Source organism: Flavobacterium turcicum (genome assembly GCF_011365745.1).
GTDB classification, from domain to species: domain Bacteria; phylum Bacteroidota; class Bacteroidia; order Flavobacteriales; family Flavobacteriaceae; genus Flavobacterium; species Flavobacterium turcicum.
Map to the genome: position 1 here is coordinate 162,443 of NZ_JAAOBY010000003.1, position 20,902 is coordinate 183,344.

Sequence of the window (20,902 nt, forward strand, 5' to 3'; positions counted from 1 at the left end):
CACTCAAATAGTTCATTTAGCATGCGTATTTAAAAAATTCTTTAAAGCAGGAAAAATTAAATCAGGGTGAAATTTATGGTATAAATTGTCACTTTCTTGTTTGATTTCTTTCGCTGATTTTGATAAAAACAATTCAGGTTTGAATTCTTTCAAATGCAAAGACACATGTCGAATTCCATCTTCAAAAGTAGCCCAGCCTTTTTTATCAATCCAAGGAGAAAAGATGATAAATGAGGGTTTCTTGAGTGCTTTTGCCATATTAATAGCACCACCATCATTACCAATAATAAAATCGCAAGCATTCATAATGGCAATAAAATCGCGTATGCTGTGGCCAATTGCTTTTGGATAAATTTTACTTTGAGTACTCGATTTACATGCCTCTAATAGTTCAGTAGCTTCACTGCTTTGTTGAGGCATGTAATTAAAAAGTAGGTTTGCATCACAATGGTCGGCAATGAAATCTATCACTTGAGCCATGTAAGACAAAGGATAAGTTTTATCTTGGCTACTACCAAGAATACTTAACATTATTGTTTTTTTTGTTGTATCTATTTCATGTTCTTCGAACAATTTTTGAGCAAATGTTTTTTCATTTTCAGCTACGTAAATTTTAGGGAAATTGTCCAAGCTTACATTCAATTGTAATGGGTTGAGTAATGATAAACGTTGTTCTATAATTAGACCCGCATTGCTTGTGGCTTGCTCATGTCTGACAACAGTATCAGTGTATAGAAAAGAGCGCCCTTTTTTCCAATACGATATTTTTTTAGTTGCACCTGAAAATAAAACGACCAACCAGCTTTCAAGTTTCGAGTAAGCGTCAATAACGATATCATATCTCTCTTTTCGGATCGATCGAATGAATTTGTAATATTCCCATCTACTATTTTGGTGTTTTTTTTCGAATAGGATCAATTTGTCGAAACTTGTATGTCCTTCAAGCACTGGAGTTGTTGATTGATAAACCATGTAATCAATTTGTGCATTAGGATATCCTTTGCGCAAATTATCACACAAAATAGAGCTTACCAATACATCGCCGATCATTTTTTGCTGAATTACTAATATTTTCATGGAAATAATCAAGTAGGTTTAAAGAACAATTTTTCTTTTAAAATTCATTGCGCGTGGACTAATCCAAGTTTTGTTTTGAAGAACATGTTTGTAGTACATTGTTAAATTTCGCAACATGAGTCGGTGTACTTTTAGTTTTGGAACAAAAAATAAAACCAAACTAAAAAGGGATAAAATACTTTTTTCAAGTAATACACTTACAACCAATATGAATTGAAAATATGACTTAGTAAAGCCTGCAAATTCATTGCTTATGTAGGTATGTTTAGAGATAATAACTTCTGTTTTTGTCAGCGCTTTGGTAACTACATTCAAACGAGAGGCACCTCCATGCTGATGAAAAATGGTTGCTTTGCGAGTCACCGCTATTTTAGCTCCCATTTTAACTGCTTTTTTACAAAGATCAACATCTTCAAAATACAACCAATAATCCTCGTTCCAACCATTAATTCTCTCGAACCACGATCTACTGATCATTACGACAGCACCAGTCACCCAATCAGGATAAAACAATTCGTTTGTGTTTTGAAATCGATTTTTTAAAGCATTTGAATTCAACTTACGATAGATAGATCGCGAAATACCAAAAAAACGTCCTGCCGCCGGAAACAAATTATTTTGTTTATAATATTTATCATTTTCATTGATCTGCAAACAAGATAAAATTCCAATTTCAGGTTTTGCAATTTCAGTTTCTACCAAAACAGTTAAAGCTGCAGTAGTGAGTTTGGTGTCAGGATTTAAAAAAAGGAAATGGTTTCCCTTTGCCATGCTTGCACCTGTGTTGCAACCATTAGAGAAACCATTATTACCTGTGTTTTCTTTAAAAATAAACTGTGGATATTTAACTTGAAAGTTCGGCAATTGACCGTCATTCGAAAAATTGTCAATCACAATAACCTCAAAAGAGTGCTGTGATTCACTGATTTTTGTTAGCGATTCTAAACACTCGTCTAGCGCTTTCCAGCCGCGGTAATTGACAATAATTATTGATATATCCAATAGAATAAGTAGTAAAGAGATTAATTTATACTGCTACGTTATATTCACGTAAAGCATCATTCAAAGATGTTTTTAAATCAGTCGAAGCTTTTCTTTGTCCGATGATTAATGCACAAGGAACTTGAAAATCTCCTGCAGGGAATGATTTAGTATAGCTTCCTGGGATAACTACTGAACGAGCCGGTACATATCCTTTCATTTCAACTGGAGTTTCTCCGGTTACATCAATAATTTTTGTAGAGGCAGTTAAGCAAACATTTGCTCCCAAAACCGCTTCTTTTCCTACGTGTACACCTTCAACAACAATACAACGAGATCCAATAAAAGCACCGTCCTCAATGATTACTGGCGCAGCTTGTAATGGCTCTAAAACACCACCAATACCAACACCACCGCTTAAGTGAACGTGTTTACCAATTTGTGCACAGCTACCTACAGTTGCCCATGTATCTACCATTGTACCTTCGTCAACATAAGCGCCAATATTTACATAACTTGGCATCAAAATTACACCACTTGAAATGTAAGCTCCGTAACGTGCTACAGCATTTGGAACTACGCGAATTCCTTTTTCAGCGTAACCTGTTTTTAGTAACATTTTATCATGGTATTCAAAAATACCCGATTCCCATGTTTCCATTTTTTGAATAGGGAAGTACATTACTACCGCTTTCTTCACCCACTCGTTTACTTGCCATCCGTCAGCAACTGGTTCAGCAACTCGAAGTTGTCCGTTGTCAACTAGCTCGATTACCGCTCTAATGGCATCAGTAGTTGTAGTTTCTTGCAATAAGGCTCGGTTTTCCCAAGCTTGCTCTATAATTGTTTGTAATGGATTCATGTTATAAATTTTTGGCAAATATACCAATTTTAGACACAAGCAAAATAGCAAATTGCTATCAAAATGTTACATTTCTAACTTTATTATAGGTCTTTGTTTTCGGCATGAAAACTAGCGTTTTTAGATATCAAAATTAGTATTAATCATCGTTGTTTGACAGTTGATTCAAATACTTATCTTTGTAAAAAAAAACTAATGCCAAGAATTCTATCTATTGATTACGGTCAAAAACGCACTGGAATTGCAGTTACTGATGAAATGCAAATTATAGCATCAGGATTAACAACGATTCCTTCAGCAACAGCTATTCCTTTTTTGAAAGAGTATTTTAGTAAAGAGAAAGTCGAGGCGGTTTTGATAGGAGAACCCAAACAAATGAACGGACAGCCATCTGAGAGCGCCTCCATCATTAAAGGTTTTGTAACACATTTTAGCAATCATTTTCCGGATATGCCTGTGATTCGCATGGACGAACGCTTTACCTCAAAAATGGCATTTCAAACGATGATTGATAGCGGAATGAGTAAAAAGAAGCGTCAGGATAAAGGTTTGATCGATGAAATTTCAGCTACAATTATGTTACAAGATTATTTAGCTCGTAAAAAATAGCGTTTTCAAGAAAAAATAACGTTTTCGAACCAAAATGTTTTGAAAAATGTAGATTTTTGGGCTTATTTTATGCTTTTTTTTGCAATTATATGATTTATCTTTGCAGTCTAAAACCGAGTTATGTCTGATACAACCATACGTACAAATAGTGAAGTAGTGCTTATTGGAGCTGGAATAATGAGTGCTACTCTAGGTTTAATTCTGAAAGAATTACAACCGGATATTAAAATAGAAATTTACGAACGATTAGATATGGCGGCTGCCGAAAGTTCTGATGCATGGAATAATGCAGGGACTGGGCATTCTGCTTTTTGTGAATTAAATTATACCCCTGAAGCCGAAGATGGTAGCATTAATCCTAACAAAGCCATCAGTATTGCTGAATCATTTGAGGTTTCTAGACAATTTTGGGCTTATTTAGTGCAAGAAAATAAAGTGCCTTCTCCAGAAAATTTTATCAAAAGCATACCACACCTGAGCTTTGTTTGGGGTGAAAAGAATGTACAATACTTAAAAACAAGATTTGCAGCTTTGCAAACTAGTCCTTTGTTTAAAGAAATGGTATACAGCGAAGATGTTGCCGAACTTAAAAATTGGATGCCACTAGTAATGGATGGCCGAAAAGAAGGTGAAAAAGTAGCAGCTACATCTATGGCATTAGGTACTGATGTGAATTTTGGAGAATTAACACGCAGTATTTTTAAATATCTTACCAAAATGGATGGTGTTACCATGCATTTTAATCACGAAGTTCAAAAATTAAAACAACGTGATGATAAATCGTGGCGAATTAAAATTACCGATTTGGCCACGGGACAAAAACGAAAAGCATACACAAAATTCGTATTTATTGGTGCTGGTGGAGGTTCATTGCCTTTGCTAGAAAAAGCTGATGTTCCAGAGGGAAAAGGCTACGGTGGTTTCCCAGTAAGCGGACAATGGCTAAAATGTACGAATCCTGATGTTATTGCCAAACACGAAGCGAAAGTTTACGGTAAAGCAAGTGTGGGTGCCCCACCAATGTCGGTTCCTCATATTGATTCTAGAATGATTAATGGTGAAAAACAATTACTTTTTGGTCCATTTGCTGGTTTTTCAACTCGTTTCTTAAAAAATGGTTCGTATTCTGATTTGCCTCTTTCAATAAAACCAGACAATATCATTCCGATGATCGCTGCGGGTATCAAAAATATTCCGTTAACCAAATATTTGATTGAGCAAGTACGCCAATCTCCTAAAGACAGAATCAATGCCTTGCGTGAATATGTGCCAGGAGCAAGATCTAAGGATTGGGTTTTAGAACGTGCCGGTCAACGTGTTCAGGTTATCAAAAAGGATGAAAAAGAAGGTGGTGTTTTAGAATTTGGTACCGAGGTAATCGCTACTGCTGATGGAACACTTTCTGTTTTATTAGGTGCATCACCTGGAGCTTCAACAGCAGTCTCAATCATGATTGATTTGCTAGGGCGTTGTTACAAAGAAGAGATGAAAACAGCCGAGTGGCAAGATAAATTAAAGAAAATGATTCCTTCGTATGGTCAAAAGTTGAATGAAAATCCAGCTTTGTTAGCGCAAGTTCGCGAGGAAACATCTAAAGTTTTGAAATTGACGAACTAAAATTTTGTTATTATAATTAAAAAGGTACTAAGTAGAAAAACTTCTATTTAGTACCTTTTTTTTTATTGCATGCTTTTCGTTGCTTTGACAATGTTTTTAGATAAGTTAGTCAGCCAAAGCAATTGCTCAATTATCAATTGGGCTTCTTGCATTTTGATTTGAAAAGCTTCTTCATCCAGTCCAATATTGGCCTTTATTTCTTTTTCTTTTACTTGTTGCAGTTCTGAAAATCTAATTTTTACAGCTTCGTTATCAGTTTCAAATATTTCGTTGGTTGCATTTGCTTGTAAAATCAAAATAGCCTGTTCTAAATTTTGAATGGCTGCTTGCACTACAATTTGAAATGCTTCTGACGCTTTCGTTGTTTTATGTGATTGTATATAAGTTCCCACCGAAGCAAGTGAGGAAAGTAAGGAATGGTTGAGTACCACCAATTTATAGGTTTGTGCCAAATGCACCTGTTTTGATTTAGGTTCCTGCACCATTCTTTGGAAAGAAGCCATTAAATTTCCTGTTTCCACAAAAGCATTTTTGCGAGCCAAGCGGTATGAGGTAGTAATTGCACCTTTAGTTTGATAAAAAAGAGCTATTTCTTTTAAATAATCTTGGTTGGCTTTAATAGCCTTTTCAAGATGTTTTGGTACATGTAAAAACTCCCATGATGGCCATAAAATATAATTGGCTAAAAATGCTAGAGTTGCACCTATAGCTGTATCTAAAATTCGAAATTGTACTAAATCACTGCTGTTTGGTGTCAAAATCCCGTAAATAAATACCACATACATAGTTACAAAAGTGGCACTTAATTTATAATTGACTTGTGTAAAAGTAAATCCCAATAGCATGCAAATAATGGATAGTAGCGCAAGAAATGGCGTACTACTAACCACAAACAAAAGGCCAAATGCTAAAACACCGCCAAATATAGTTCCAAGTGTTCGCTGAAAAGAACGCTCTTTTGTCAGGCCGTAACCAGGTCTCATAATTACGATGATGGTGAGCAAAATCCAATAGGCATTTTGAAAATCAAAGCTATGGCCTAATGCAAAACCTGCGGCTAGTGTTAGCGTTAATCGTAAGGAGTGTCGAAAAAGTATCGATGAAAAACTAAAATTTTGAACTAAAGTTCGCCAAGGATAATACTCTGGGGTTAAAAATTTTTCTAAGTCCTTGTCAATTCCTTTCCAATCTGCATTACTAAATGTCGAAGAATAAGCTCGCTCAACAATTTTTATCTTTTCAACTTGCTTTTCAGCGTAGTGCAACATAGTGGTTAACATCAAAACACCCTCTGCAGCTGCAGTTGTACCAAGTTCCTTTTGATAACTCATAATAGCTTCTTGCAAGGCATTTAAATCGCTATTCAGAGTGTGCTCGCTTTGATGTATCTTACTTTTTTTAATGTTTTTTGATAATTTTTTTAAGCTAGCCGCTAGGTTGTAAGCTAGGTTTTGGTAAGTACGCAATACTGCCGGATGGGCATCGAATTTTTGATGTAAGGTATCATGGTCAAATGCAGTAGAAAGAGCCAATTCTTGAATTTCAACTAAGGAAATAAAAATCAATAGCATTTTTCTATTTTGTTCAGAGGAACCGGCAGCAGTTTGACTACCAATCAAGACCTCTCTTAAATTTTGCTGTGTGGTATTGAGGTCAACTTGCAAATGCAATTGTTGCTCTATTATAGATTTTCGGTTTGCATCAATACTCCATAAGTCACCTCTTAGTTTTAAATACTTCGCAGTAAGCTTAATACAAGAAGCCATTTCAAGCGCAGCATAGCGGTTGGGTCTGATATAATGAAAAATAACAGAGATAAGTGAATAAAATAGTCCCCCAACTAAAACAAATGCGGCATGTGTAAAAATTGCTGCACCCGTGCTTACATTTGCAAATGCCAAAGAAATAGCTATGAGTCCTGTAAAAGATACCATGCTCGCTCGCTGCCCGTATACCGAAAGCATTGAAATAAAAAACAGCAAAAGTAGCATTAAAGGATAAAACACAACAGAGTACGGCATTAGTAATTGCACAAATCCGGTTAAGGTACTTACTAGGACTGCTGTAAAAAGCATCCCTCTTATTTTGTGTTGTAAGCTCGATGGTATATCAGTGGGATACACAAAAATTGCTCCCAAAGCCATTGTGAATCCCCATTGAAAATGATCAAAGTAGGACAAGACTAGTACCGGGATGACCGCTGCCAATGTCACTTTTACAGCATTGGTAAAATAAGTAGTGTTGGTAACTTTTGAGATAGATTGTAACATATAACCGTATTGAAACAAAGATACGTTTTAGCGCTCTCCTGCAAAAGAAATCCCGATCTGATTTATTAAAAATGACTATTACTTACGAATAATGACCTACGCATTATTCAATGTCTAATTTTTTACTATTTTTGCACACCGAAACAAAAGGCAATACTGTCTTGGTTCCGTTTATCATTAATATTTCAACACCATGATTTTACCAATTATAGGATACGGTGATCCCGTTTTAAGAAAAGTAGGCGAGGTGGTAACACCTGAGCATCCTAATTTAAAAGAAACTATCGCGAACATGTACGAGACCATGTATAATGCGCATGGTGTGGGCTTGGCTGCTCCTCAAGTAGGTTTGGCTTTGCGATTATTCGTAATCGACACTACTCCTTTTAGTGATGACGACGATTTAGCGGCTACCGAACAACAAAAATTGAATGGTTTCAAAAGAACGTTCATCAACGCCAAAATGGTCAAAGAAGAAGGCGAAGAGTGGGTTTTTAACGAAGGATGTTTGAGTATTCCTGACGTTCGTGAAGACGTATATCGTAATCCTACTATTACTGTAGAATATTGTGAAGAGGATTTTGTGGTAAAAACAGAAGTTTTTGACGGACTCATCGCTCGCGTAATTCAACACGAGTACGATCACATTGAAGGAATTTTATTTACCGATAAAATATCTTCCTTGAAAAAAAGATTGATTCAAAAGAAATTAAAAAACATCCTTGAAGGAAAGACATTCCAAGAATACCGAATGAAATTTTTTGGTAAAAAAGGAAGATAAATTCCAAACGCGACAAGTGGAATGATTTTTGGTCCACACGCAGCAATTAATTAATCAAATTCTTAATACTAATTACACCAACATGAATTTAGAAAAAATATTAGCTATTTCTGGGAAACCAGGTTTATACATTTTGAGAGTACAAACCAGAACTGGATTCGTAGCTGAATCATTGGCTGATGGAAAAAAAATTACAGTAAATTTAAAAAGCAATGTAAGTTTGCTTTCTGAAATTTCAATTTATACGTACGAAGGTGAAAAACCGTTGGCCGAAATCATGCAAACTATTGCTGATAAAGAAAATAATGGTCCAGCACTTTCACATAAAGAAGACAACGCTAAATTAGCAGCTTACTTTAAAGAAATTTTGCCAAATTACGATGAAGAGCGCGTGTACCCATCAGATATCAAGAAAATTTTAAATTGGTACGGTATTTTACAAGCAAAAGATTTATTGGTAAGTCCTACTGCCACAGAGGCAACTCCAGAAGAAGAAGCAACGGAAGCAACCGAAGAAAAAGCGCCTGCTAAAAAAGCAAAAGCTAAGAAAGAGTAGCGCATAACTAAATAACAAATTAATCCTGTTTCAGTTTTTTCTGAACAGGATTTTTTTATTTTTACTAAAAAACAATACAGATGAACTCTAGAGCAAACCAACTGAAAGCTTTCGAACGATTATTGGACATCATGGACGATTTGCGTGAAAAATGCCCTTGGGATAAAAAGCAAACCATGCAAAGCTTACGTCACCTTACCATCGAGGAAACTTATGAGTTGGGCGACGCTATTTTAGATAATGATCTGACTGAAGTAAAAAAAGAGTTGGGCGACTTGTTGTTACATTTGGTTTTTTACGCCAAAATAGGAAGTGAGACTAATGATTTTGACATTGCTGATGTATGTAATGAAATTTCAGAGAAATTGATTCACCGTCATCCACATATTTACGGGGATGTGGTTGTTGAAGATGAAGAAGAAGTAAAACAAAATTGGGAAAAACTGAAACTTAAAGAGGGCAAGAAATCAGTTTTAGAAGGAGTCCCAAAAAGTTTACCAGCCTTAGTGAAAGCCAGCCGAATTCAAGACAAAGTGAAAGGTGTTGGATTTGATTGGGAAGAACCACAACAAGTTTGGGACAAAGTGCAAGAGGAATTGCAAGAATTACAAGTTGAGGTTGCAGCTGGCGATCAAGATAAAATAGAAGCTGAGTTTGGCGATGTCTTGTTTTCTATGATCAATTACGCGCGTTTCTTGAAAGTGAATCCCGAAGATGCATTAGAAAGAACCAATAAAAAATTCATCAAACGTTTTCAGTACTTAGAAAGTAAAGCTGGTGAAATGGGAAAACCTCTCATGGATATGACATTAGCAGAGATGGATGTTTTTTGGGAAGAGGCAAAGAAGTTGTAGTTTTTGTTTTCAGAGTTAAAGTTTAGTTTTAGATTTATAAAAAATTACCAATGTCAGAAGATAAAACCGAGTTAAAAAGATCATTAGGATTAATTGATGCAACGAGTTTAGTTGCTGGTTCCATGATTGGTTCTGGAATTTTTATTGTAACATCAGCAATGGCCAGAGATATTGGTTCTGCTGCTTGGTTGTTAGTCATTTGGATCATAACCGGAATCATTACTGTGGCTGCAGCATTGAGCTATGGGGAACTGGCAGGCATGATGCCAAAAGCCGGTGGACAATTTGTGTACATACAGCGCGCTTACGGTAGGTTGGTCTCTTTCCTGTACGGTTGGACAGTTTTTACGGTAATTCAAACCGGAGTTATTGCAGCGATAGCAGTAACTTTTGCAAATTATGCCGCTATTTTTTTTCCAGTATTAGATCAAACGTTATTTACAGTAGGCGAAAATTTTGTTTTTTCTTATCAAAAAGTACTGGCTATTTTTAGTATTGTTTTACTAACTTACATCAACACCAAAGGAGTTGAAAGCGGTAAAACAGTCCAACTTATTTTTACATCTGCCAAATTGATTGCCCTATTTGCATTGATTATTTTAGGATTATATGTGGGGTTGCAAACCAACGTTTTGTCGGATAATTTCGAAAACATGTGGGAAGCTAGTAAAACCGTAATACAGCCTGACGGTTCAGTTACTGTATCAAAACTTGCCGGGATAGCGCTTTTGGGAGCAGCTGGAGCAACAATAATTAACTCTTTATTTTCTAGTGACGCATGGAATAATGTGACTTTTATTGCCGGTGAAATCAAAGATCCCAAAAAGAATATTCCACGTAGTTTGTTTCTGGGAACTTTAATCGTTACCGTGGTTTACGTTTTAGCCAATGTGGCTTATTTGGCATTATTACCTTTGCAAGGAACGCCTGCAGCTACTGATATTGCTGCCAACGGAATTATGTTTGCCAGTAACGATAGAGTAGGAGCGGCAGCTGCAAGTATGATAATGGGTGATGTGAGTGTTTTTGTAATGGCAGCTTTGATTATGGTATCTACTTTTGGTTGTAATAGTGGCTTGATTCTTTCGGGTGGTCGTTTGTTTTTTGCCATGGCCAAAGATGGTTTGTTTTTCAAGCAAGCTACGGAGTTAAATAAAAATCAAGTTCCTGCAAAAGCTTTATGGGTACAATGTATCTGGGCATGTGTGTTATGTATCTCGGGTAAGTTTGGTGATTTATTGACCTATGCCACTTTTGCGTCCTTATTATTTTATATTCTTACTATTTTAGGAGTTTTTATTTTACGAAAAAAGGAACCTTATGCCGATAGGCCTTACAAAGCATTTGGCTATCCTGTAGTTCCTGCACTTTACATCATAGTAACAGTAGCAATTTGTATCACTTTATTGATTTACGACACGTTCAATACTGGTTTGGGCTTGTGTATTGTGGCTTTGGGAATTCCGGTATACTATTTAGTGATGAACAAAAAAGGACAGTCCTGAATTTAATTCGAAATTAGATATAAAAAAAGAGGCCATTTGGCCTCTTTTTTTATGAGTTGTAATACTACTCTTCAATTTTAATATTACGTAATTGCTGAAGTTTTTCTTTCCAAACTTCAAGACCTTCTTTGTGAATAGCGATGTTTTTACGAACCTCTAATACAATAGAATTTTCTTTTTTGGCATTTTTAGTATTGGTAAAAAACTGAATATTGTTTTCCAATTGAAAAATTTCATTCTGAACTTCTTCTATTTTGCGCATGATAAAAATCTTCTCGCTATCCAGTTTACGGCTATCATTACTTTCTGATAATTGATCCATTCTGTCAGCAAAACGCATCATGTCAGTATCTTTTTTACTCAAACTTAATTTTTCAAAAAGCGCATCCAAAATTTTATTGAATTTACCTTCAATATGTCTTCTTGGGAACGGTACTTTACCAAAGTTTTTCCAAGTTTCAATATGCAATTTAATGGCATCTAAATCGGCTTTATGCTCTCCTGATAATTCAAAAGTGCGCAATCCTTCTAAATAATTTTTCTTATTTTCAAAAGCAACAACTTCTTCGTTATTTTCGTCGTTTTGGTGTGCTTTCAATTGATCAAAATAGTGGTTGCAAGCCGCTCTAAAATCCTTCCAAATTTTCTCAGAATGTTTTCTAGGTACATGACCAATAGTTTTCCATTCCTCTTGAATTTGCTTCATGATAGGTGTAGTAGCAGCAAAGTCAGTGCTTTCTTGAAGCTCTTGTGCTTTGGCAACCAAAGCCAATTTTTTATTCAAATTGTCGTTTTGATCTTTTTTGATGTCTTTATAAAACGAGTTTTTAAAAGTATTGAAGTTGCGAACGGTTATTTTAAAACGGTTCCAAGTAGCTTCGTTTACTTCAGCAGGAACTTTTCCAGCCTCAAAAAAGGCGTTTCTCAAAGCTTCTACTTTTGCAATTTGCGCCAGCCATTGTGTATGAGCCTCTACTTTTTCAGTAGCCAAAACTTCAATTTGCGCAATAATTTCCTCTTTGCGTTTCAAATTATCATTTTCAACTGCACGCTGGTTTTCAAACAAAAGTTCTCTTTTATCGTGCATTTGTTTAGTGAGTTCACTAAAACGATTCCAAATACTTTCTCTGTGCTCGCGTGAAACAGGACCAATATCTTCTTTCCAAATGCGGTGTAAATCTTGTAATTCTCTAAAAGCTTTGGCAACATCTTCTTCATGAACCAAGGCTTCTACACGCGCTACAATTTTTTGTTTTTGCTCTAAATTGTGCTTAAAATCAAGGTCGCGCGCTTCTCTGTCAAGGTGCAAATAATCGTAAAAATTCTCTACGTGAAAATGGTAGTTGTTCCAAACATGGTTGTATTTGTCTTTAGGAATCGGACCCGCATTTTTCCAACGCTCACGCAATTCATTAAAGGGTTTCAAGATATCTTTAATGTTCGTCTGTGGGTCAATAAGCTCCTTTAGTGCTTCGACAATAGCCAAACGTTCCTCTAAATTCGCTTTTAAATTATTTTGTACACTTTTAAAGTGATTGTTTTTTAGTTCTCTGTATTTTGAAAAATAGCTGTCAAACTGTGCTTTCAGTGGCGAGTGGTATTCAAAATCCTCAGTTGGGTCTTGATTTTCAGCCAAAAAAGCAGCTCTTTTTTCTTCAATCAAGTGATTGTATTTAGCCAAAAATGCTTTTTTAATCTCCTCAATGTGTTCTTTGAAGCTCAAAGGTTGGTCTTTACTCACAAAATCTTTGAGTGCGCTCACCAAATCTTCTAGTGGTAAAGCCTCATAATCTTGCATCGGTATTTGCAATTCCTCATTAGGCGTAGCCTCTTCACTTTTAGCGGCATTAGTAGCTGCAATAGCTTCTACGGCTTGTGCGTGCGTATCAGTTTGCGGTTCAGTAGTAGCAATAGTTGGTTCAGTTGCTTCTTGCTGTGCGGTGTTTCCATCTGTGTCGTTTTCCGTACGCAACAGGTTATCGTTCTGTTCTTCTAACATTGGTTCAATGTATAAGTTGTGGTTTATAATCAAGTCGAAAGGTAGTAAAGCCGTTCGAAAATACAAAATATACAACGTACTTTATTAATCACATTGCAAAAGAGAATTTTCATTATGAGCAATTTAGCTCTGCTGAATCTTCGATGTTCAGCTGTTCACTACATTTCCGATCAAAAAAACTACGGCCGAAAGGATCTTGCTTTTTAAAATTTGAAAGCTGCCACTTCCATTTGGGTTATGGGTTTTGTCATAATACTTTTCCAAAACAAAAAACTCCCAAAAACAAAATCGTTTTGGGAGTTTTAAAACTAAGAGATAGGTTTTATCTATTCCAAATCTTCCAAGCTTTTTCAGCTTGAAAAATCAGCATGTCTAAACCGTTTTGGGTTTGTGCGCCTTGCGCCGCCGCCTTTTTAAGAAATTGTGTTTCGGCTGGATTGTAAATTAAATCGTAAGCAATGTGTTTTGTCGTGAAAAATTCATAAGGCAAATCAGGGCACGCATTTGTGTTTGGGCTAGTACCTACGGGAGTTGCATTGATGATAATTTGGTAATTATCAAAAGTGGTTGCATTTATTAACTCATATCCAATACTGTTTTCCTTGCTTTCACGAGAAACAAAAGTGTACGGAATATCGAGTTCATCTAATGCAAATGCGACTCCTTTTGAAGCGCCGCCTGTACCTAAAATTAATGCCTTTTTATGATATGCTTGCAATAGTGGTTGTAGTGATTTTTTGAAACCAAAATAATCCGTGTTGTAGCCTTTTAAATTTCCTTTTTTTGTAATTTTTATAGTGTTCACAGCACCAATTTGAGCTGCTTTTTTAGATAGTTTTTGCAAGTAAGGAATGATCGTTTCTTTGTACGGAATGGTCACATTCAAGCCTTTTAAATCTTTGTTGTTGCTTATAACTTCTAGAAATTCGTCAATCGTAGCTATGTCAAAATTTTCGTAACTATGACCTTCAAAATTTTCGTTGGCAAATTTTTCTGTGAAATATCCTTTCGAAAAAGAATAGCTAATGTTGCGTCCTAATAACCCAAAACGTTTACGAAGCAGTTCACTCATCTTTATTTTCTATTTTTGGCAATATAGTTTTGAACTGATTTTTTGGCCCAAACCACCGGGAATAATTCCTCAAGAAGGGTATGATTTTCAAAATTCAATCGCAATCCATTACTCAAATGAAACTTAGCTTTAGTTGCATCAGAAATCATGTAATATATTCCGGCCAAGCGGTATTCTATTTCGTTTTCTTCAGGGAAATACTCAGAGGCTTGCAATAAAGTTTGCACGGCACTCTCAAATTCGCCTAAAAACTGTAAAATATCTACCCAAAAAAGCCAGGTTTCTAAACCGGTTTCTCCAAATTCAACTGCTTTGCGATAGCCAAATTCTGCTTCTTCAAAAAAGTTCATTTGCTTGTTAATACTCGCATAACGTTTCCAATACAAGCGGTTTTGATTATCAATTGCCAACGCTTTATTGACAAAGAACAATGCTTTTTGATAATTTTTTAATCGAACATAAAAATCAGTAATGGCAATCCAACCTTTATCTAACAAAGGGTCTTCGTGTACGGTTTGGTTGTAAAATTTGATTGCCAAGGCACTATTGCCTAACTTTTCGTGGCATTTTCCTAATCGTAACAAAGCATAGGAAGTAGCATCATCCAATTCGATGGTGCGCGTATAGCTTTCAATAGCTTCTTCATATTTTTTGAGTCGTTCGTAGGCTTTGGCTTTTTCCATAAAAGCACCTAAAAATTCGTCATCAATTAACGTAGCATATTCAAAGGCGCGAATGGCATCTTGGTATTCTTTTTCACTATAGTGCAAGCGACCTAATTGGTGCCAAGCAATTTCGCTATATGGTTTTTTGTCGATATAGGTTTTTAAAAACTGTATGGCATCTTGATTTTGGTCTAAAAACTCAAAGCAGTATACAACGTTGTACAACGCCGATTGATCTTCAAGATCTTCCTCTAGACAATTGATGAAGTTGGTTTTTGCCAATTCAAAATTATCCATAAAAAGGTATTCCATGCCAATCAAGTTGTATACATCAGCCAAATCGTCTGTGTATTGTAAAGCAATTTTAAGCAATTCAACTGCTTTTTCGTGTTGGTCTCTTTTGGAACAAATATTGGCTTTTTGTATGTAAATTTCCTCGTTATTAGGTTCAATAGCATACAGTTCATTCAGCAATTTTTCAGCCAATTCTAGTTTGTCATCGTAGACCAACATTTCTACTTGAACCAACTTTAATCCAGTTGATCTCGGGTGTTGTTCCAGGGCTAGTTTGAGTGCTTTTTTTGCCAAAGAAGCCTTGCCCATATCAAGATAATGCAGGATTATTTCTTCAAATTCTTCCGAGTCAAAAAAGAAAACCTTGTTCGTTTTCAACATCGATTCAAATTTGGAAAGAGATAAGTTATAGTCTTCTTCTTCGTTGCTTAATTGCATACTTTGTGTTTTTAATTGACTTACCTAAAATTAGGCATTCGGTTTTGTACTGAGGTTGCTCTCTCAAATTGTTGTGAACAATTTAATTAACACGCCTTCGTTGTTTTGTATCGTCAGAGAAAGCTATTTGTATTATCACGCTTTTACCTCTTCGGTTACATGGTTTAGCTATTTTCGATTCAACATCAAACTTGAACTTGTTAAAGCTTTTACGTTTTTATTTGTTATTTCGGGCATGGATTTCATCCATAACTTCTAAAATGATGGCGCAACCTTCGCGTATTTCATCTTCAGAAATAGTTAATGGAGGCGTAATTCTAATAGCACATCCTTCAAAAAGCAACCAAAACAAGATCAATCCTCTGTCTTGACAGGTTAAAATTACTTCGTTTGTTATTTCAGGAACTGCGGTCATTGCGGCTAGCATCAATCCTTTTCCTCTAACTTCCTGTATCAAAGGGTGTACCAAAAGCGAGCGAAACAGTTTTTCCTTCTCAAGCGCTTCGGCCATTAAATTGGTCTCTGTAATTTCTTTCAAAGTAGCCAAACAAGCTGCCGCAATGACAGGATGTCCTCCAAAAGTGGTTATATGTCCTAATTTGGGGTTGTGACTCAAAAGTTTCATCATATCGGCAGAAGCAGTAAAAGCACCCACTGGCATGCCGCCGCCCATTCCTTTACCCATGACTACAATATCAGGAATTGCATTGTAATGTTCAAAACCAAACAGTTTTCCTGTACGCCCAAATCCGGGTTGGATTTCATCTAAAATTAATAATGCGCCAACCTCGTTGCAACGAGCGCGTACTTTTTGTAAAAAATCGTTCTCTGGTTGTATAAAACCGGCTCCACCTTGGATAGTTTCTAGTAAAATTCCAGCTGTTTTGGTGGTGATTTTTTCTAAATCGGCTTCGTTATTAAAAGTAATAAAATCTACATCAGGAATCAACGGTCTGAATACTTGTTTTCGTTCTTCAAATCCCATCACACTCAAAGATCCCATTGTATTACCGTGATAGGCGTTATGGCAGGAAATAAGCTGACTGCGCCCCGTTACTCTGCGTGCCAATTTGAGTGCACCTTCGATTGCTTCTGTACCTGAATTTACTAAATAGGTAGTATCTAATGGATCGGGTAGAAGGGATGCCATAAGTTTGCAATATTCTACAGCTGGACTTTGAGCGTATTCGCCATAAACCATCACGTGTGAATATTTGTCTAGCTGATCCTTTATTGCTTGGTTCACTCTTGGGTGTTGATGACCAAGTGAACAAGCTGAAACGCCTGCTACAAAGTCAAGGTATTTTTGTTGATTGGTATTGTAAATATAGCTTCCTACGGCATGCGATATTTCCATTCCTAGCGGATACGGAGAAGTTTGAGCTTGGTATGTTAAAAAATCTGTCTTCACAAATTATTGTTTATTCGTTTATTTTATGCTTTTTTTCTAGCTAAATGTTCAATTCGACTGCACACTGCCAAATGATACTATATTACTGTAAACTGCGACTGCAAACTGCGACTATTTCTTAGCCTTCTTTTTGTCATAATTCAGCGTTTCTTTCCTAGTTTTCAATGGAACATTTTTCTTGGCTACTGCAGTTTTTAAAGCCTTTTCAATTTTATCATTGTCGATATTTTCTTCTGGCGGAAAAATATCATCTTTTGATTTGATTCGCTCGTCGCCACGCCAAACTAAACCACGCAGAATTCGAGCGTTTTCAGGTAATTCTTTTTCAGGAAAAATATCGCCATCAACTTGTTGGAAAAAAGTTATGGTTTCCACCTCATTATTTTCTAAAATCAAATTGATTTTACTGCTTTTGTTTTTATTAATACCAATTAATTCTTGGTCGTCATTGCGCATGTAATAAATAACTTCAGTGTTTTTTACCACATCTACATCGTGCAGTTTTCCTTCTTTAAATTTCCCATACAAGTTTTGACCTTTGACTTGATTGTAACCGGTCCCAATTGTGTCTTTGGAGACAATAAACGTATTTTCGAGAACTTTTAGCGAATCCAACTTTTCTGTTGTATTGTTACCAATCAAGTGCATGACATCGCCTGTGATTTGGTTTTCAGCGTTCCACAAAATCGGATTTCCAATTAGTTTTGTTAAAGCTGTTTTCGAGCTAGAATGAATAGAATCACATTTACCGCTCATATCTTTTTTGAAAAACCGAACATTATTAAATGCTCTAATGATTCGATTTCCCTCTTTCCCGGTCACCATTAATTTTTTTCCGTGAATGTAAACCGAGTCATTTTCTACAAAATTCACTGCAACTGCTCTCTTGGTTACAAACATGGAGTCTAGTTTTTTGTAAACTTCGGCGTAATGTCCTTTTACTATTCCGCGGTTAATAGAGTCGGTTATTTTTACATTCCTACTAGCCGATGCAAATTCTCGATTTCTATCGTAGTACAAACTATCTCCTTTTATTAACCGATCGTCATACCGGATATAGGATTTATTTAAAAAATGGGCGAGATTTTTTTTAGTATCGTAAAAACCTTTTTCAGTATAAATATAATTGGCTTTACTAGTAATTGTTGATGGTCCCAACAAATAGGAGTGACCAGAGTTACTAAAATAATCTAAGTGATTCGACTTGATTACATAGGTAGGATTGGTGATGCTAACAGCCGTTAAAAATTGAAATTTTTTCTCCTTTACATAATACCGTCCAGAATTACTCTTCAGCGTATTGTCTTTGTTGATGATGGTGCCGGGCGTGTCGTAATACACCTCTTGAATGTTTCGGTCAAAATTAAGAACTTCAGTCATTAAAGTGGCGTCAGGCGAACTCATGACAGCCTCTCCTGAAGCGTAAGCTTTTTTAACCAAGCCATTGTATTCAGCGTATTTACTGTTCAAGAATAAAGTGTCACCTTGAACCATTTGTACATTTCCAAAGGCTTTGATGTATTTTTCTTTCTCGAAATAGTAGGCTTTGTTGCAGGTAAGCACAATGCCGTCGTGATTCACACGAACATTTCCAATCAACAAAACAGCATCAGGGACTTCAACTTGATTCACATCTGAAAAATCAGCATTTTCGATGATTATTTTTTTGGGAGCTTGTGCCAAAAGGGTGCTGCTTACCAAAAAAAGGAAAGCAAAGCGAGCAAAAAGCAACAGTTTTTTCAAGGGATTAAATTTTTCACAAATTTATGAAAAAGCAAGCAATACTAATCGATATTAAGATTTATTTATAAGCGGTCTTAGGAGGATGGTAATGCTGTTTTAGTCAAAGTTATCAACAGTTTGGTAAACTCTTTCGTTGTAGTAAATTTGAAAACAAATTATGGCGGATAAAATTTTTAGCTAGAATCGGAGTTGCAGCAAAAATATATTAAATTTCAACTTTAATTTCTTTTTAAGGTGCAAAACATCTTAAAGTAGTTTAGATAATTTTATATTATGAAAAAAATAACTATCGTTGCAGGATTGAGTGCAGTGCTTTGCGCAACAGCTTGTAAAACAAAAGGAATCACGATGGATAAAAAGTACAATGACAGCAATACTCCAAAAAAAGAAGTAGTTTATCAAGTGTTTACACGTTTGTTCGGCAATACCAATACGACCAATAAACCGTGGGGAACCATTGAAGAAAATGGAGTTGGGAAATTTAATGACTTTACTGACAAAGCTCTTTTTGAAATAAAAGATTTGGGTGCTACCTATATTTGGTACACAGGTGTTCCGCATCATGCTGTGATTAGAGACTATACCAATGTAGGCATTTCAAATGATGACCCAGAGGTGGTAAAAGGTCGTGCGGGTTCTCCTTATGCGGTGAAAGATTATTACAATGTTAATCCAGATTTAGCAGTGAATCCTGTCAACCGTCTGCAAGAATTTGAAGAATTAATTGCAAGAACACACAAAGCAGGCCTGAAAGTTTTGATAGATATTGTTCCCAATCACATTGCGCGAAAGTATGAAGGCAAAAACAACCCCAAAGGTGTAACTGATTTTGGAGCCAATGATGATGTTTCTGTAGAATACAAACGTGACAATAACTTTTATTACATTCCGAACACTGCCTTCGAAATTCCAGATACGGATAAGCCATTAAACGGCGAATTTAATCCTGCAATTGATGGGAAATTTTCGGAGTTTCCTGCAAAATGGACTGGTAACGGATCCCGAATGGCAAAACCTGATCGCAACGATTGGTACGAAACGGTTAAAGTAAATTATGGAATTCGCCCAGACGGGACGAAAGATTTTCCGGAACTTCCAGCGGGATTTGATACAAAATCATATAAAGAGCATTTTGATTTTTGGAAAGACAAAGACGTTCCAGATTCTTGGAAAAAATTCAGAGATATTGCACTTTATTGGACTGATAAAGGCGTAGATGGTTTTAGATCTGACATGGCCGAAATGGTTCCGTATGAATTTTGGAGTTACATGAACTCGGCTATTAAAGTGCGAAATTCAGATGCTTTTTTATTGGCCGAAGTATACAACCCAGCTGAATACCGCAATTACATTCGTTTAGGTAAAATGGATTACCTATATGATAAAGTGGAGACGTATGACAAGTTAAAAGACATTATTCAAGGTAGAGCTCTGCCAGATGATTTATCTAGCATTCAAAATCGTATGGCTGATATTGAACATCATATGCTTCATTTTTTGGATAATCATGATGAACAGCGATTGGCTAGTCCTGAATTTGCCGGAACGCCACAAAAAGGTAAGCCGTTAATGGTTGTTTCTACAACAATTAGCTCGTCACCAACTATGGTGTACTTTGGTCAAGAGGTAGGCGAGGCAGGTAATGAAAATGCTGGTTTTGGTACCCATTCTAGAACTTCAATTTTTGATTATATCGGAGTACCCAATCACCAAAGATGGATGAATGGTGGTAAATTTGACGGAGGTCAATCAACACAAGAGGAGAAAGATTTACGTGATTTTTATAAAAGGCTGTTGAATTTCTCTACAAATAGTTCGGCGTTAATGGGGCAATTTCAAGAGATTCAATCGGTAAATAGAGAGCTTACCGCTGGCTATGATCCAGGAATATACTCGTTTGTACGTTGGTCTGATCAACAAAAATTGCTAGTTGTAACTAATTTTTCTTGGTTAACTACAAGTTCTTTTGACTTAATAGTTCCTTCGGATGTAATCTCAAAATGGAATTTAAGAGACGGTTCGTATTCTATTAAAGACCAATTGTACCAAAAACAAACTGCAATACTAGAAGTACAAAACGGTGAGGGAAAAATAAAGATTTCTATAGCTCCGTCGGAATCGTTTATTTTTCAATTGTAAACTCATACTAATTTTTAATTCCAATTTAA

16 protein-coding genes are annotated in these 20,902 nt (G+C 36.0%); 7 read left to right on the forward strand and 9 right to left on the reverse strand.

Annotated features, from left to right (window positions below):
- Positions 1–12: 12 nt before the first annotated feature.
- Genes G9Q29_RS07515 through G9Q29_RS07525 form a run of 3 tightly spaced genes read right to left on the reverse strand, consistent with a single transcriptional unit; the run spans position 13 to position 2,920 of the window.
- Positions 13–1,077 (reverse strand): glycosyltransferase family 9 protein, encoded by a 1,065-nt coding sequence (locus G9Q29_RS07515; RefSeq protein WP_225872908.1) that lies wholly within the window; start codon positions 1,075–1,077, stop codon positions 13–15.
- An 18-nt stretch (positions 1,078–1,095) separates the two neighbouring features.
- Positions 1,096–2,079, reverse strand: a complete 984-nt coding sequence (locus G9Q29_RS07520) for a glycosyltransferase family 2 protein (RefSeq protein ID WP_166135120.1) — start codon at positions 2,077–2,079, stop codon at positions 1,096–1,098.
- Between the two features lie 25 nt (positions 2,080–2,104).
- The gene (locus tag G9Q29_RS07525; RefSeq protein ID WP_166135123.1) at positions 2,105–2,920 is read right to left on the reverse strand and encodes a 2,3,4,5-tetrahydropyridine-2,6-dicarboxylate N-succinyltransferase; all 816 of its coding nucleotides are present in this window, start codon (positions 2,918–2,920) and stop codon (positions 2,105–2,107) included.
- A 195-nt stretch (positions 2,921–3,115) separates the two neighbouring features.
- Here G9Q29_RS07525 and ruvX point away from each other — a divergent pair, with 195 nt between their 5' ends.
- Together ruvX and G9Q29_RS07535 are read left to right on the forward strand one after the other, a co-directional pair.
- Positions 3,116–3,529: a Holliday junction resolvase RuvX gene (gene ruvX / locus G9Q29_RS07530; protein WP_166135126.1), complete on the forward strand. Its 414-nt coding sequence runs from the start codon at positions 3,116–3,118 to the stop codon at positions 3,527–3,529.
- 120 nt (positions 3,530–3,649) lie between these two features.
- Positions 3,650–5,146, forward strand: coding sequence for a malate:quinone oxidoreductase (locus G9Q29_RS07535; protein ID WP_166135129.1), 1,497 nt, complete (start codon positions 3,650–3,652; stop codon positions 5,144–5,146).
- 62 nt (positions 5,147–5,208) lie between these two features.
- On the opposite strand, the gene G9Q29_RS07540 is transcribed toward G9Q29_RS07535, so the two are convergent.
- The gene (locus tag G9Q29_RS07540) at positions 5,209–7,416 is read right to left on the reverse strand and encodes an FUSC family protein (protein WP_166135132.1); all 2,208 of its coding nucleotides are present in this window, start codon (positions 7,414–7,416) and stop codon (positions 5,209–5,211) included.
- A 193-nt stretch (positions 7,417–7,609) separates the two neighbouring features.
- Between G9Q29_RS07540 and def the strand changes: the two genes are divergently transcribed.
- The 4 genes from def to G9Q29_RS07560 all read left to right on the forward strand — a co-directional run bounded on the left by def (position 7,610) and on the right by G9Q29_RS07560 (position 11,112).
- Entirely contained in the window at positions 7,610–8,197 is a 588-nt protein-coding gene (gene def, locus G9Q29_RS07545) for a peptide deformylase (RefSeq protein ID WP_166135135.1), read from the forward strand.
- Positions 8,198–8,279: 82 nt separating this feature from the next.
- The gene (locus tag G9Q29_RS07550; protein WP_166135138.1) at positions 8,280–8,753 is read left to right on the forward strand and encodes a DUF5606 family protein; all 474 of its coding nucleotides are present in this window, start codon (positions 8,280–8,282) and stop codon (positions 8,751–8,753) included.
- 80 nt (positions 8,754–8,833) lie between these two features.
- Positions 8,834–9,607, forward strand: coding sequence for a nucleoside triphosphate pyrophosphohydrolase (mazG, locus tag G9Q29_RS07555; protein WP_166135141.1), 774 nt, complete (start codon positions 8,834–8,836; stop codon positions 9,605–9,607).
- A gap of 50 nt (positions 9,608–9,657) precedes the next feature.
- Positions 9,658–11,112: an APC family permease gene (locus G9Q29_RS07560; protein WP_166135144.1), complete on the forward strand. Its 1,455-nt coding sequence runs from the start codon at positions 9,658–9,660 to the stop codon at positions 11,110–11,112.
- A 64-nt stretch (positions 11,113–11,176) separates the two neighbouring features.
- On the opposite strand, the gene G9Q29_RS07565 is transcribed toward G9Q29_RS07560, so the two are convergent.
- The 5 genes from G9Q29_RS07565 to G9Q29_RS07585 all read right to left on the reverse strand — a co-directional run bounded on the left by G9Q29_RS07565 (position 11,177) and on the right by G9Q29_RS07585 (position 18,734).
- Positions 11,177–13,111 (reverse strand): DUF349 domain-containing protein, encoded by a 1,935-nt coding sequence (locus G9Q29_RS07565; protein WP_166135147.1) that lies wholly within the window; start codon positions 13,109–13,111, stop codon positions 11,177–11,179.
- A 322-nt stretch (positions 13,112–13,433) separates the two neighbouring features.
- A complete protein-coding gene (locus tag G9Q29_RS07570) occupies positions 13,434–14,183 on the reverse strand; it encodes a shikimate dehydrogenase family protein (protein ID WP_166135150.1) in 750 nt (249 codons plus the stop codon).
- 2 nt (positions 14,184–14,185) lie between these two features.
- Positions 14,186–15,580 (reverse strand): tetratricopeptide repeat protein, encoded by a 1,395-nt coding sequence (locus G9Q29_RS07575; protein ID WP_166135153.1) that lies wholly within the window; start codon positions 15,578–15,580, stop codon positions 14,186–14,188.
- 217 nt (positions 15,581–15,797) lie between these two features.
- Positions 15,798–16,937 (reverse strand): aspartate aminotransferase family protein, encoded by a 1,140-nt coding sequence (locus G9Q29_RS07580; protein ID WP_205729848.1) that lies wholly within the window; start codon positions 16,935–16,937, stop codon positions 15,798–15,800.
- A gap of 165 nt (positions 16,938–17,102) precedes the next feature.
- Complete coding sequence (locus G9Q29_RS07585) at positions 17,103–18,734, reverse strand: OstA-like protein (protein WP_166135159.1); 1,632 nt, start codon at positions 18,732–18,734, stop codon at positions 17,103–17,105.
- A 273-nt stretch (positions 18,735–19,007) separates the two neighbouring features.
- Between G9Q29_RS07585 and G9Q29_RS07590 the strand changes: the two genes are divergently transcribed.
- Positions 19,008–20,873, forward strand: coding sequence for an alpha-amylase family protein (locus G9Q29_RS07590; RefSeq protein WP_166135162.1), 1,866 nt, complete (start codon positions 19,008–19,010; stop codon positions 20,871–20,873).
- Positions 20,874–20,902 lie beyond the last annotated feature (29 nt).

What these genes read in the sequence shown, in the direction of transcription:
- ruvX (WP_166135126.1), top strand. Translation starts at nt 3,116, where the DNA reads ATGCCAAGAATTCTATCTATTGATTACGGTCAAAAACGCACTGGAATT.
- G9Q29_RS07565 (WP_166135147.1), bottom strand. Translation starts at nt 13,111, where the DNA reads ATGTTAGAAGAACAGAACGATAACCTGTTGCGTACGGAAAACGACACA.
- G9Q29_RS07570 (WP_166135150.1), bottom strand. Translation starts at nt 14,183, where the DNA reads ATGAGTGAACTGCTTCGTAAACGTTTTGGGTTATTAGGACGCAACATT.
- G9Q29_RS07560 (WP_166135144.1), top strand. Translation starts at nt 9,658, where the DNA reads ATGTCAGAAGATAAAACCGAGTTAAAAAGATCATTAGGATTAATTGAT.
- G9Q29_RS07580 (WP_205729848.1), bottom strand. Translation starts at nt 16,937, where the DNA reads ATGGAAATATCGCATGCCGTAGGAAGCTATATTTACAATACCAATCAA.
- G9Q29_RS07575 (WP_166135153.1), bottom strand. Translation starts at nt 15,580, where the DNA reads ATGCAATTAAGCAACGAAGAAGAAGACTATAACTTATCTCTTTCCAAA.
- G9Q29_RS07590 (WP_166135162.1), top strand. Translation starts at nt 19,008, where the DNA reads ATGAAAAAAATAACTATCGTTGCAGGATTGAGTGCAGTGCTTTGCGCA.
- G9Q29_RS07535 (WP_166135129.1), top strand. Translation starts at nt 3,650, where the DNA reads ATGTCTGATACAACCATACGTACAAATAGTGAAGTAGTGCTTATTGGA.
- mazG (WP_166135141.1), top strand. Translation starts at nt 8,834, where the DNA reads ATGAACTCTAGAGCAAACCAACTGAAAGCTTTCGAACGATTATTGGAC.
- G9Q29_RS07525 (WP_166135123.1), bottom strand. Translation starts at nt 2,920, where the DNA reads ATGAATCCATTACAAACAATTATAGAGCAAGCTTGGGAAAACCGAGCC.
- def (WP_166135135.1), top strand. Translation starts at nt 7,610, where the DNA reads ATGATTTTACCAATTATAGGATACGGTGATCCCGTTTTAAGAAAAGTA.
- G9Q29_RS07550 (WP_166135138.1), top strand. Translation starts at nt 8,280, where the DNA reads ATGAATTTAGAAAAAATATTAGCTATTTCTGGGAAACCAGGTTTATAC.
- G9Q29_RS07540 (WP_166135132.1), bottom strand. Translation starts at nt 7,416, where the DNA reads ATGTTACAATCTATCTCAAAAGTTACCAACACTACTTATTTTACCAAT.
- G9Q29_RS07515 (WP_225872908.1), bottom strand. Translation starts at nt 1,077, where the DNA reads ATGAAAATATTAGTAATTCAGCAAAAAATGATCGGCGATGTATTGGTA.